The following is a 12719-nucleotide window of genomic DNA, read 5'->3' on the forward strand; positions in this document are numbered from 1 at the left end:
GGCCGCTTGCCGCCCGCGGCCGGCATGGCCGCGGGCGAATTGCTGCAGGCGATGCCGACCATGCCCGCGTCGGCCACCGCATCCAGATGGTAGGACGACATGCCCGAGTGATGGCTGTTGGTGATGGCCGCAATCGCAATGCCCGTGGCGCGCGCGCGCGTGATGGCCTCGTCCACGGCCAGCCGGCAGGCGGGAAAGGCGAAACCATTGGCAGCGTCGATCAACACCGCGCTGGCGCGCTGGTTGGCGATGAAAGGCACGGCGTTGCCCATGACGCGACCGGCCTTGAGATGGGCTACGTACATGGGCACGCGCGACAGGCCGTGCGACGGCAGGCCGCTGGCCTCGGCTGCGACCAGCGCCAGGGCCGTGGGCGCGCTTTGCGCCGGGCTGGCGCCGGCCTTTTGCAGAACGTCATTGATCAGTGCCGTCAAGGCGGCGCGGGAATGGAGCATGGTTCAGTCTTTCAAGGTGCGGGCCACGGCGGCCGCGATCAGCGTGGAAACACGCACATTCGATTGCGCGGTCACGCCGGCCACATGCGGGGTGAGTATGACGTTGGAGCAGCCCTGCCAGACGTTGGGCACGGTCAGCGGCTCGGGCTCGAAAACGTCGAAGGCCGCCCCTCCCAGTCTGCCCTCCTTCAAGGCGGCGGCAACCGCGGCCTCATCGGCAATGCCGCCGCGCGCGGTGTTGATGACGATGGCGCCCGGCTTCATCTGCGCGATGCGCGCGGCCGAGAGCATGTGGGCCGTCTGCGCCGTCAGCGGCACATGCAGGCTCACCACGTCGGCGCAGGCCAGCAGCGCGTCCAGGCCCAGCGGCGTGACACCGTATTGCCGCCAGGCGGGATGGTCCGGCGCCACCATCGGGTCATGGCCGACCACGCGCATGCCCAGTGCCTGCGCCAGGCCGGCGGCCAGCCGCCCTATTCCGCCGAAGCCGACCAGGCCCAGACAGGTGCCTGCGGTCTCGCGTCCGTTGGACAGCGCCGCGCGCGGCCACTGCCCGCCGGCGACCTGGGCGCTCGAAAGATACACGCCGCGCAGCAGCAGCATTGCCGTGGCGATGACATATTCGGCCACGGCCAGCGCATTGGCGCCGGTGGCGGGAATCACCACCATGCCGCGCGCCTTGCACGCCTCGACATCGATGTTGTCCAGGCCCACGCCCAGACGACCGATCACGCGCGCCCTGGTGCACGCGGCCAGCAGTTCGCCGCGCAGCTGCGTGCGGTTGCGCACGATCACGGCGTCGGCCGTGGCCACGGCCTGATGCAGCCGCGCGCCATCATCGACCAGGCCGGGGTCGTAGACCACCTCGAAGTCGGCGCGCAGCGCATCGACGGCTGCCTGGTCCATGAACTCGGTGATGACGATTTTCTGCAGTGACATGGTGGTGTTCCGTAGGAAGTGGAGCGGCGGGCGGCAGCGGCGGGCGGTGGGATCAGCCGGTCTGGATGTTGCGTGCCTTGACGATTTCGCGCCAGCGGGCCACATCCTTCTTGATCAGCTCGCCGAACTCCGTGGGCCCCAGCCCGGTCGAGGTGAAGCCCATGGCGCCGACACGCTCCGATATCTCCTTGGAGGTGACGGCCTTGATCGCTTCCGCCGAGACCCGGTCGATCACGGCCTTGGGCGTGCCGGCCGGCATCATCAACCCCGTCCAGTTCTCGAGCTCCACGCCCGGAAGTCCGGCTTCCGCAAACGTGGGCACGTCGGGCAGCAGAGGATGGCGCCTTGCCGAAGTCACGGCCAGCGCGCGCAGCTTGCCGGCCTTCACATAGGTCGAGGACTCGGGCAGATTGGAGACGATGAAGTCGAGCTGCGCGCCCAGCAGATCATTGAGCGAAGGCGCGCCGCCCTTGTAGGGAATGTGCGAGACCTCGATCTTGGCGTTGAGCGCCAGCAGCTCCATGCCCAGGTGCGGCGGCGTGCCGTTGCCGCTGGAGCCGCAGTTCAGCCGTTTGGCGCGCGCCTGCGCCAGCAGGTCGGCGACGCTTCTTGCGGGATTGTTTTCATTGACCACCAGCACCAGCGGGCTGGTTGCCAGATGCGCGACCGGAGCCAGGTTCTTCTCGAGGCTGTACGGCAGGTTGGAAAACAGCGACTGGTTGACCGCATGCGCAAGCGTGATCGCCAGCCAGGTGTAGCCGTCGGGGCTGGACTTGGCTGCGAGGTCGGCACCGAGGTTGGCGCTCGCGCCCGCACGGTTGTCGACCAGCACGGATTGCTTGATGGCCATGCCCGTGCTCTGGGCGATGAGCCGCGCCATCACGTCGGTCAGGCCGCCGGGCGGAAACGGCACGATGTAGCGTATCGGCTTGGACGGATAGCCGTCCTGGGCCGCGGCCAGGGAGGGGACGAGCGACACGGCGCTGGCCGATGCGATCGCGTGAAGGGCATTACGTCTCGTAAGCCGATTACACCATGTGGTCATCCGGAACTCCTCTGTCGATTCTTGGCGTGGGAATGCGTTGCCGTGCATGCCGCACGGCAGGAGGGAAAGCCGCGCCGCCTGGCGCAGGCAGGCGCAGCCGGCGGCGTTGTGGCGCGCCGCCGAGCTGCTGGCGCTCAGGCGCTTTCGAACAGCCGCGTCATCACGAACTCGCGGTGGCCCAGTGCTTCTGCCGAGGTGAAGCGGCCGTTGATGGTCTGCAGCATCATCTCCAGCAGCAGGTCGCCGGCCGCGTCCATGGTCTGCTCCTTTTGCAGCAGGCCCGAGCAATCGACGTCGATGTGCTCGCTCATCAGGCGCACGGTGCGCGGGTTGGCGCAGATCTTGATCACCGGAACGATGGCGTTGCCGATCACATTGCCCTGGCCGGTGGGAAAGAAATGCACCGCGAAACCCGAGGCCGCGCACAGCGTCACCATCTCGGCCGCGGCCGACGAGGAGTCCATGAACCACAGCCCGGGCTTGTCCGGAGTCTCGGCCTTGTCGAGCACGCCGTCGACCATGCACTTCTTGCCTATCTTCTGGATGTTGCCCAGCGCCTTCTCCTCGATGGTCGTCAGGCCGCCGGCGATGTTGCCCTTGGTCGGCTGCGAATCCGACAGATCGGTGGTCGCATGGCGCTTGATCATCTCCTGGTAGCCGTCGAACATCTTCATGAAGTCGGCGCGCACCTGGTCGGTGCGGCAGCGCGCGGCGACAAGATGCTCGCCGCCGGTGAGCTCCGATGTTTCGCCGAACACCAGGGTCGTTCCCAGGCCGTAGAGCTTGTCGAACGCATTGCCCACGGTGGGATTGGCGCCGCAGCCCGAGGTGGTGTCCGACTCGCCGCATTTGGTCGAGATCCACAGATCCGAGATCGGGCATTCGACGCGGTGCAGCGTGGTCGCATGCTGGACCATCTTCTTTGCGGCCTGCGACGCGCGCATGATGGTCTCGTGGTCGCCGTGGCCTTCGATGCCGAAGCCGACCACGGGCTTGCCGGTGGCGGCGATGCCGTCGACCACGGTCTTGGTCCAGCTGTCCTCGATGCCGATCACCACGACAGCTGCGACATTCGGGTTCGAGCCGGCGCCGATCAGCGTGCGAAAGTGCAGCTCCAGGTCTGCGCCGAACTGCAGCCGGCCATAGGGATGGGGAATGGCCATCGTGCCCTTGACCGCGTGCGCCACCGCTTCGGCGGCGGCATTGGACAGGTCGTCGAGCGGCAGGATGATGACGTGGTTGCGCACGCCGACGCGGCCGTTTTCACGGCGATAGCCCCAGAAGGTCGTGGATGAATCGATGATGGACATGAGGTAGAGCCTTTGAGTGGACGGGGTTGCTTGGCGCAGGTGCGGGCGCTGGGCTTACCAGCGCTTGGTCTTGATGTTGTGCACGTGGGCGTGGTCGCCGGTGGCGATGCGTGCCACGACCTTGCCGATGTCCGTGCCGTACTTCATCACCGTGTCGCCCACCTCCATGTCGCGCACTGCCACCTTGTGGCCGATGGGGATGGCTGCATTGGCCTGGATGGTGATCGTGCGATCGTCATCCAGGATGAGCGCATTCATGTCTTGCCCGGCGGTGATGCCTTCGACGACGACGACAGCGACGCTGTCCTTTTCTTCATGCAGTACGCAGTGGATCAAGAGATTTCTCCTTGGTTTCGCTGGGGCTGGGGATGGCCTGGCGACTCGCGTCAGCGAATCTGAATCGCCTGAAAAGAAATATAAGTCATATGTATGACTTTGCATTCAGGGTTTTCCCAGTCGGGAAATACGCGGCGTTTGCGCGCGCACCGGGGCCGGCGTCCGCCTGCTATGCGCAGTCAGTCAGAAAAGGTTTTGGCTTGTCGTGCCCGGGGCAACCAGGGCTCTGAGCGCTGCAACGCGGCGCGGCGGCTGCCAGAATGCCGCGCGCTGCGCGCTTCAGTTGTGCGCGGAGCGGGACACGTAGTCCACGCGGCTGGAGTTGACGATGGAGATGCGCCATTCGCAGGGCCGGTTCTGCACGGTGAACGCCACGCGCTCGATGCGCAGCACCGAGGTGCCCGGCGCGATGCCCAGCAGTTCTGCACTGCGCGCATCCGCGTCTTCGGCGCGCAGACGTTCGTCGGCGCAGGCGATCGTCACGCCGAAGCGGCGCTGGTAGAGCTCGTAGATCGTGCCCGCGCGCTGAGTCAGGCATTGCTGCGTCAGGCCCTCGAACAGTTTCGCGTCGATGGAGATGCGATCGTGCACCGTCGCCAGGTTCTGCAGCGACAGCACGTTTTCAAGCCGGAACACCGCGTCGCCGGGTTGCAGGCCCAGCACCTTGGCTTCCTGTGAATTCGCCGCGCCTTGGCTGAAGGCCACGAGTTCGACCTTGGGATACTCGAAATTGCCGTCCCGGTCGGCGAGCTTGAAGAACTGGAACAGAAAGCGTTCCTCGTCGAGACTGCGCACGAAAGTGCCGCGGCCATGCTGGCGCACCAGGATGTTCTCGGCGACCAGCTCCTCGACGGCCCGGCGCAGCGTGCCGACCGACACGCCGAAGCGTTTCGCCAACACCGTCTCATTGGGGAATTTCACGCCAGGCTGCAGCGCTCCGGACGCGATCTCGGAGATCAGAATGCTCTTGACCTTGCGGTAGGCGATACCGGGCTGGGCACTGATGGTTGCGGCGGGCAATAGGGTCATGCGGTCATCATGCCTTGGGTAGACGGGGAACGGGCGGCACAGTGGCTGCAGCGATTTTAAGGTCTCTTTCCTGCCGCCCTGCCCGTTCGCACCGCCCCGTCGCCGCCTGCGCGCTGCGCCGCGCATGGGGATGTTTCAGCCCTGCCCGACCTCAGTCGATGGTGATCTTTCCGGTCTCGATCACCGACTTCCACTTCGCGTATTCCTGGCGCTGGAACTGCGCGAACTGGGCCGGCGTGTTGACCACCATCTCGAAGCCTATGGAGACGAACTGGTCCCTGACCTTGGGGTCGTTCAAGGCCTGAGCAAACGCGGCATGCGCCTTCTCGCGCACCGCGGGCGGCAGGCCCTTGGGGGCAACGATGGCCTGCCAGGAGGTGACTTCCACGTTCTTCACTCCGGCTTCGGCGAGCGTGGGCACGTCGGGCAGCACCGGGGAGCGCGCGGCGCTGGTGATGGCCAGGGCGCGCATCTTGCCGCCCTTGATGTACTGCACCACCGCGTTGATGTTCTGGAACGAGGCATCGACCTGGCCGCCCATGATGTCGGCATGGGCGGGCGCGCCGCCCTTGTACGGCACATGGATGGCGGAGGTGCCGGTCTGCTGCCAGAACAGCTCGGCAGTCAGGTGGTCGCTGGTGCCGTGGCCCGCCGAAGCAAATGTCATCTTGCCGGGATTCGCGCGCAGATAGGCGATCACGTCGGCCACCGATTTGTAGGGCGAATTCGCGGGCACGATCAGCACGTTGGGCGATTGCACGGCCACCGTGATCAGATCGAAATCCTTGAGCGGGTCATATTGCATGCCTTTGATCAGATGGGGCGTGATCGCCAGCGGACCCAGCGAGCTCACGAGAAAGGTGTAGCCATCCGCGGGCGCGCGCTTGACGAAGGTCGCGCCAATCGTTCCCGTGGCGCCGGGCTTGTTGTCGACGAGGAATGACTGTTTCAAGGCATTGGTGAGCAGCGGCCCCACGGCACGCGCGACCTGATCGGTCGAGCCGGCTGGAGGAAACGGAACCACCAGCGTGACGGTTTTTTCCGGCCAGCCTTGGGCCTGCGCCGCGAGTGCGACAAGGCCCAGGCACAGCGCTGCAAGGGTTTTCTTCATTCATGTCTCCTGCGTTATGGAATCGGTAGACGCCGCCCGGCCATGCCGGCATACGCATCTGTTGAAAAACTCCATCGGATGATAACGTTGTCATTGTTGCTGAAAATTGGCGTCTGACCTATTGCATAACTTGCTGTTTTCAAGCAAACATGGAAATTATTGGAATGAGTGCGCGAAAGGCTAACGTTGTCATTTCAGCCATGCTGCGGACTTTCCAGCAGCGGCGGAAATGCGCCGATACGGCCGCTGCGCCTGGCATGGTCGCAGCAGCGGGACAAGGGCGCCGACGTGCAGACGGACCATGGCCAGCGATGGGAATCTGGTGAGCGCGACGGCCCGCGCGCGACACTGCAGGCTGAGGCAGGCTGCTGTGCGGTTTGCGTCGATGGTCTCAGGGGGCTACCGCAATCGCATTCTCGACCCAGGTGATGCCCGGCGCCGCCCAGGCCGAGCGCTGGGCCTGCGTTTTCTCCGCCAGCGATCGGACCTTGCCGCGCAAGGTGACCCTGCCGCCCGCGACTTCGACCGTGATCCGGTCTGCGTCAAGCCGGGCATTGCGCACCAGCGCTTCTTCTATCTTCTGCTTGATATCCACCGGAGTGGCCTGCTCCTTCACGGTGATCAGGTTGGAAATGGTCTTGATGCCGTTGATGGAGCGCAGCGCCCGTTCAGCGCATTCCTTCTGGTAATTCCAGTCGCACTCGCCCTCGATCTTGAGCCAGCCATCTTTCACGACGACCTTGATGCTTTCAGAAATCGTCGGCAACTCCCGCTGCAGCGCCTTGACGGCTTCCTCGGCAATTTCATAGTCGGTGCGCTCCGTCAGAAGTCTCACCTCGATGTCGTTGGCCACGCCAGTCACACCGGTCACACGCTTGGCCGCCTTCCTGCATAGTAGGAATCCATGTAGTTTTTGACAAAGCCGGTAAGCGTCGCCACCCCGTCCCTGACGGTCACGGCAATCATGTTGTCATCCCGGACGGCAGGATCCCATTTGATTTCGTCCTCGACGTCCTTTTTGACGCTGGCATCGGTGCGATTGACGGACATATGTTCTCCTCTATGGTGCGAGCCCATTGCTCACGGCCATGGTATTTGCCGCGGCCGCAGTGACGCCGCCCGGCTGCGGCCCCAGGCCAAGCCGGACATGTCCGCTTCGCCTTGCCAGCAGCGTCGCGAATGTGCGCGTCAGCGCGGGCATTGCGCCTGGCCCTGCAGGCAAATGCAACGCGGCCTGTGCGCCGATAGAGGCGGCGCTGCCCGGCGTAAACTGAAAACCTGGCATTGGTGTGGCACAGGCATCACGACCCGGGAAATCCCCCGCTGCGCAAGCTGCAGCGCAGACCACAGCGGGAATGCGCAGGCCCGGGTGCCGACAACTCTCCACAGGACCGTCATATGCTGCAGCATTGGAGTGGAACAGCGCCCTGGATCGTGTCGCTGGGCGTAGGCTTGCTGATCGGGGTGGCCAGCGAACGCCGGGAGCCGGCGCAGCGCAGCAGCGCCGGTGTGCGCACCCATGCGCTGACGGCCCTGCTCGGCTGCATGGCGTGGAGTCTGGGCACCGAGGCTTTCGTCGCGGCAATGCTGCTGGTGGGGGCGCTGGCGGTGGCCGCCTACTGGCATTCGGCCCGGCGCGACCCCGGCCTGACCGGCGAAGTGGTCCTGCTGTTTTCGCTGACGCTGGGCGCACTGTCGCATCAAAGCGCCGCCACGGCGGCGGCGCTGGGCGTGCTGTGCGCGCTGCTGGTGCACTCCAAGGGCGTGCTGCAACGCTGGAGCCGTGAACTGCTGCGCGAGCATGAGCTGCGCGACGGCCTGTTGCTGGCCGCGGCCGCCCTGGTGGTGATGCCGCTTTTGCCGCAGCAGCCCGTCGATCCCTGGGGCGTGCTGCGCCTGCCTACACTGTGGCGGCTGGTGGTGCTGGTCATGGCCGTAGGCATGCTGGGCCATGTGCTGACGCGCGCGCTGGGCGCTCGCTGGGGCCAGCCGGTGGCCGGATTTTTCTCGGGTTTCGCTTCTTCCACGGCAGCAGTTGTGCACTTCGGCCAAAGCACCAGGAGCGCCGGCCAGCCTTGGACTGCCGCCTGCGCCTGTGCCATGCTGTCCCAGCTGGCGTCGCTGGGCCTGCTTGCGGCCGTGCTGGGCGCGGCGTCCATGCCTTTGCTGCTGGCCATGCTGGTGCCGCTGGCAGCCGCGGCGCTTTGCCTTGCAGCGGCAGCCGCGCTGTGCCTGTGGCGTGCGCCGGCGCAGGACGCGACCGTGCAGGCGCAAGCGGCACAGGCTTTCACCTTGTCGCAGGCCTTGCTGCTCGCGGCCGTCATGGCCCTGGTGGCGCTGCTTGCGTCCTGGCTGCAACAGCTTTTCGGCAGCGCGGGCGTGCTTGCCGCGGCCGGGATTGCGGCCTTGGCCGAGGCCCATGCGGCAGCCGCCAGCATGGCCCAATTGCATTCTTCGGGCAGCCTTTCCCTGGCCATGGCGCAGTGGGGCTGCGTCGCGGTGCTCACCGCCAGCACGCTGGCCAAGTCGGGCTTGGCATTCGTCGTGGGCGGCTGGCGCTACGGCATGGGCATAGGGCTGGGCCTTGTATCGATGGCGGCTGCGGCCGCGCTGGCGCTTTGGTGGCAGAACTGACGGCCGCCGGGACCGAGGCCTGGGTCGGCGATCCCGACTGCCTGCGCCGGTCTGCGCCCGGGCGGCTAGCGCCGCAACACCAGGCGCAGCGCCATGATCTTTTTCATGGGATCGAAAGACACCTCGAATCCTGCGCGCCGGGCCAGCGCCGCCATGGCGGCGTTGTCCGGCAGGCATTGTCCGACGATCTCGGCGGTGCCGCGCTCGCGCAGGTTGCGTATCAGCTTGCTCAGCAGCACATGCCCCAGACCCTTGCCGTGCCATTGCGAAGCCACCTGGATGGCGAATTCCGCCTGCAGATTGTCGGGATCGCACGCCGAGCGCACCTCGGCCACCATCGCCTGCCCGGCCAGTGCGACAAAAGCCATTTCGCGGTCGTAATCGATCTGGCTGTAACGCGCCAGTTCGGAATGCGGCACTTCACGGCGCGACATGAAAAGCCGCAGCCGCATATCGCTGGGCGATGCCGCGGCATAGAAGGTCTTGAGCCGCTCGCCATCTTCGGGGCGTATCGGTCGCAGCAGCAACTGGCTGCCGTCGATGCATATGCTGTCTTCCAGCTCTGCTGGGTAGGGGCAGATCGCCAGCCGGCTGGACCCGCAGGACGTTGCGCTGCTGCGCAACAGCCTGACGCGGGCATTGAGCGCCAATACGCCCTGTTCGTCGACCAGCAGCGGATTGATGTCCAGCTCAGCCAAGCAGGACTGGTCACAGGCCAACTGCGAGACTTTCTGCAGCGTGGCCAGCAGCGCCGGGCCAAACACCGCGTCGTCTGTGACGCCTACGATCAATTCATGCGAACCCTTGCGCTGGGCCATGGCCTGCACCGTGAACCCCTGCAGTGCGGCCTGCGGCTGCTGCTGCTGGAGTTGGTCGGTCATCTTGATGGCAGCATTCCTAACCTCGTCGGCGCTCGCCAGGCCCAGCATCACGCCGCCGACATCGGACTTGTGGATGATTTGCGGCGACACGATCTTCAGTGCCACCGGATAGCCCATCTCGTCGGCGGCAGCGACGGCCTGCTGCGCATCGGCGACCCTGACCGTCGCCACGGTGGGGATGCCGTAGGCGCGCAGCAACGCCAGTGCCGAGGCGCTGTCCAGCCATTCGCGGCCTTCGTCGCGGGCCTGCTCGAGCAGCAACTGCACCTGCAGCCGGTCCGGTATGAAGTCCGCCACGGCGGCGTGCGGCAGCTGCTGCAATGCGTGCTGGTTGCGCGCGTGGTTGACCAGCTGCAACCAGGCCGCGACCGCCCGCTCGGGTGTGCCGTACGTAGCGACTCCGGCCTGGGCCGTGGCCTGGCTGGCCGCGGCCACGGTGGCGCCGCCGAGCCAGCAGGTCAATACCGGCTTGTCCGCGGTCTGCATGCTCGGCAGGCAGGACAAGGCGATTTCGCTGGCCGCAACAATGGCCGAAGGCGCGTGCATGAAAAGCCCGCCATCGACTTCGGGCGCGGCAAGCAGCACTTGCCGCGCATGCTGGTAGCGGCTCACCGGGGCGTCGCCGATGATGTCGATGGGATTGCCGCGCGACCAGGTGAAGGGCAGTTGCTTGCCCAGCAGGGCGATGGTTTCTTCGCGCAGGGTGGCAAGCCTGCTGCCGCCCAGCTCCAGGGCGTCCGCCGCCAGCACGCCCGCTCGTGATGATGGCCAGGCGCTCGCCGCGCCACGGCCGCGTCGGCTCCCGCCAGGGCCCGTGTCGTGCCTGGGGGAGCGCCATGGGGTCTGAGCCCGCAGGCGTCCTACTGCGCGTCACGCGCAATGCGTGCCACGCCCAACTTGAGACCCACCACGCCGAAAATGCGATTCATCGTCGCCACGCTGCCTTCGCTGCGTTCCTGTTCGATATCCTGCAGCGTGCGGTAGGCCACGCCAGACAGCTTGGCCATCTCGGCCGTGGTCAGCCGCATCGTCTTCCTCAAATGGCGCACGGCCTCGGGCAACGACCACTCGGGGTGGGACAGCACATCCTCCACGGCCTGCTGGCGCAACTCCAGCTGCTCGACAATCGTGAGGGGATTGAAACGCTTGTCCATGCGGCTCAGGCCAAGGCCGTCAGTTCTTGCGCGCGCGCCATGAGGCCGGGGCGCAGGTGCTTCAACACCTCTGCTTCCATGCCCATCGCCTCGCCTTCGGCGGCGATGCGTTGCAGCGCGGGCACCATCGCCCGCAGGCCTTGCGCCAGTGCCGCGCGCTGCAGCAGCTCAGGGCCTTTCTTGCGACGCGCGCGCCGCACGCGGTCGGCACTTTCACAGACGGCGTCCAGCACACGCGACCAGTCGGGCTGCCCGCCATCATTACCGTCCCAGCGAATGCGCCGCGCGATGCCGTCGGGATGCAGGTACATGGGGGCAAAGTCGAACAGCGGCGTCAATCCGATGCGGCCGGAGAAATCGCGTTGCAGCGCCGTGTTGCGAGCGTGGTTGTCCTTGTTGCCCAGCGCAAGATTGGCGACATCGCGCCGCAGGTACTCGAGCACTTCATGCTGCGGATCGGTGCAATACCGCAGCAAGCTCTCGCAGACCTGGTCATGCGAAGGCACGGCCTCGAAGCCAGGCATGCCGGTGAGCGTGGCAATGCTTTCCTGGGCCAGGCGCACCACGGTGCCGCCCTGCACCCGCCGATCGAAACGTTCAATGAACAGCGCGCGCTCGCGCAGCACCAGCGGCGCATGCACGCGCAGCCCCAGTTGCTGGGCCAACTTCATGTACACCGCCTCGTGGCGCAGGATGCTGGCCATTGCGGGATCGGTGCCGCGGCCGAATTTCACGATGTAATGCTTGCTCGCCTGTTCATCCGCCAGCGTATGGTCCAGATACAGCAGGCCATCATGCGCACGTGTCAGCAACACTTTGGGCCATTCGCCTTGCACCCCCGAGGAGCCCGCAACGAACAAGCCATGGGCGGCCAGATATTCAGAAAACTCGTCGCCGCGCTGCGCGACCTCGTCATCGGTAAAGCCGCGATAGCCGCCGGCATGGGCAGCGAGCCATGCGGCTGCTTCCTTGACGCGCAGGTTGCCAATGGGATTGCCTGAGCCGGCCAGCAGCAAAGGCCAATCGGCGACCTCGCCCGCCATGGGTGACTGACCTATGCGCCGCAACAATTCCTGGCGACCGAAACCCTGGGGCAGCAGATCGATGAGGAACACCGGCCAATGCGGCAGCTGCAGCGGCTCCAGGCCCACGGGCCAGCGCGCGCACAACGCATGCGCGTCATTTTCCCCGATGTGCTCGAACGCCCAGTCCACCGCGTAGCCCGCATAGGACTTGGCTTTCCAGCCGTCGTTGTCCGCACCATGCAGGCGCACGCTGGCCACATCGTGCCAGGCGCCGTGCGCATGTAGTTGGAGGGTGCAATCACTCATTTGCACGAAATTCTAACAAAATTAAATGCTTTTATGCAGGTTGTTTTGCTGTTTTTCCGTGCAAATAAGGTCTTGCATCGAGGTGCCACTGCTCCACTGTAGGCAATGGAAATCTGAAACAGATGTTGCAAGGCATCTGCCAAAGAGCGCCAGCGCGCGTCGCGCCTGTGCCTGATCGGAATGCGCAGCACGCCCCCTATCTTCGATGAATAGAGCATGGCCGGCGTTCATTCCAGAACCCCATGGCCAAGCGACCAAGGGCGCCGGCGCCTCATGGCATGCGCGGGGGAAAGTGGCCTGGCTGGTCGCAGGGTGAGCTGATTTGCGCGCTCATATACGGGCTGTCAACGACATCGCTCGCCTCTGCCACCGGTACTTCTCCGCTTCATTTGCGAGATCGGTTGCGCGATGGATGCGCCCATGATCCAGGCCGCGCCCCCACCAGCGACTTGGGCCACAGCCGCGGCTCCCGCGCGATGACCTGCGACCCGCCC

The 12719-nt window shown here is 65.7% G+C and carries 13 protein-coding genes; 1 reads left to right on the forward strand and 12 read right to left on the reverse strand.

All coding sequences use genetic code 11. The features are described 5' to 3' along the window. The 9 genes from RR928_RS19445 to RR928_RS19485 all read right to left on the reverse strand — a co-directional run. On the reverse strand, nt 1–455 hold a 455-nt coding region (locus RR928_RS19445), incomplete at its 3' end, for an Ldh family oxidoreductase (RefSeq protein ID WP_332683828.1). Between the two features lie 3 nt (nt 456–458). After that, nucleotides 459–1394, reverse strand: coding sequence for a hydroxyacid dehydrogenase (locus RR928_RS19450; RefSeq protein WP_332683830.1), 936 nt, complete (start codon nt 1392–1394; stop codon nt 459–461). A 52-nt stretch (nt 1395–1446) separates the two neighbouring features. Then, nucleotides 1447–2373 carry a Bug family tripartite tricarboxylate transporter substrate binding protein gene (locus RR928_RS19455; RefSeq protein ID WP_332683832.1) on the reverse strand — a complete coding sequence of 309 codons (927 nt, stop codon included), beginning with the start codon at nt 2371–2373 and terminating at the stop codon, nt 1447–1449. A gap of 200 nt (nt 2374–2573) precedes the next feature. Next, nucleotides 2574–3749, reverse strand: coding sequence for a UxaA family hydrolase (locus tag RR928_RS19460; RefSeq protein ID WP_332549217.1), 1176 nt, complete (start codon nt 3747–3749; stop codon nt 2574–2576). 54 nt (nt 3750–3803) lie between these two features. Then, on the reverse strand, nt 3804–4085 hold the full coding sequence (locus tag RR928_RS19465) for a UxaA family hydrolase (RefSeq protein ID WP_332549215.1): 282 nt from the start codon (nt 4083–4085) through the stop codon (nt 3804–3806). 279 nt (nt 4086–4364) lie between these two features. Then, the gene (locus RR928_RS19470; protein ID WP_332549213.1) at nt 4365–5114 is read right to left on the reverse strand and encodes a GntR family transcriptional regulator; all 750 of its coding nucleotides are present in this window, start codon (nt 5112–5114) and stop codon (nt 4365–4367) included. A gap of 151 nt (nt 5115–5265) precedes the next feature. Continuing rightward, entirely contained in the window at nt 5266–6225 is a 960-nt protein-coding gene (locus RR928_RS19475) for a Bug family tripartite tricarboxylate transporter substrate binding protein (protein ID WP_332683833.1), read from the reverse strand. A gap of 391 nt (nt 6226–6616) precedes the next feature. Beyond that, on the reverse strand, nt 6617–7078 hold the full coding sequence (locus RR928_RS19480) for a BON domain-containing protein (protein ID WP_332683834.1): 462 nt from the start codon (nt 7076–7078) through the stop codon (nt 6617–6619). 14 nt (nt 7079–7092) lie between these two features. Beyond that, nucleotides 7093–7275 (reverse strand): BON domain-containing protein, encoded by a 183-nt coding sequence (locus RR928_RS19485; RefSeq protein WP_332683835.1) that lies wholly within the window; start codon nt 7273–7275, stop codon nt 7093–7095. A gap of 348 nt (nt 7276–7623) precedes the next feature. Between RR928_RS19485 and RR928_RS19490 the strand changes: the two genes are divergently transcribed. Continuing rightward, nucleotides 7624–8859 carry an MgtC/SapB family protein gene (locus RR928_RS19490; protein ID WP_332683836.1) on the forward strand — a complete coding sequence of 412 codons (1236 nt, stop codon included), beginning with the start codon at nt 7624–7626 and terminating at the stop codon, nt 8857–8859. A 65-nt stretch (nt 8860–8924) separates the two neighbouring features. Here RR928_RS19490 and RR928_RS19495 read toward each other — a convergent pair whose 3' ends face one another. From RR928_RS19495 to RR928_RS19505, 3 genes are all read right to left on the reverse strand, one after another. Next, nucleotides 8925–10490: a bifunctional acetate--CoA ligase family protein/GNAT family N-acetyltransferase gene (locus tag RR928_RS19495; RefSeq protein WP_332683837.1), complete on the reverse strand. Its 1566-nt coding sequence runs from the start codon at nt 10488–10490 to the stop codon at nt 8925–8927. Between the two features lie 110 nt (nt 10491–10600). After that, entirely contained in the window at nt 10601–10894 is a 294-nt protein-coding gene (locus RR928_RS19500; RefSeq protein ID WP_332683838.1) for a helix-turn-helix domain-containing protein, read from the reverse strand. Nucleotides 10895–10899: 5 nt separating this feature from the next. Further along, nucleotides 10900–12225: a type II toxin-antitoxin system HipA family toxin gene (locus RR928_RS19505; RefSeq protein ID WP_332683839.1), complete on the reverse strand. Its 1326-nt coding sequence runs from the start codon at nt 12223–12225 to the stop codon at nt 10900–10902. Nucleotides 12226–12719 lie beyond the last annotated feature (494 nt).

The organism is Comamonas sp. (genome assembly GCF_036666375.1).
Lineage (GTDB): Bacteria > Pseudomonadota > Gammaproteobacteria > Burkholderiales > Burkholderiaceae_C > Comamonas.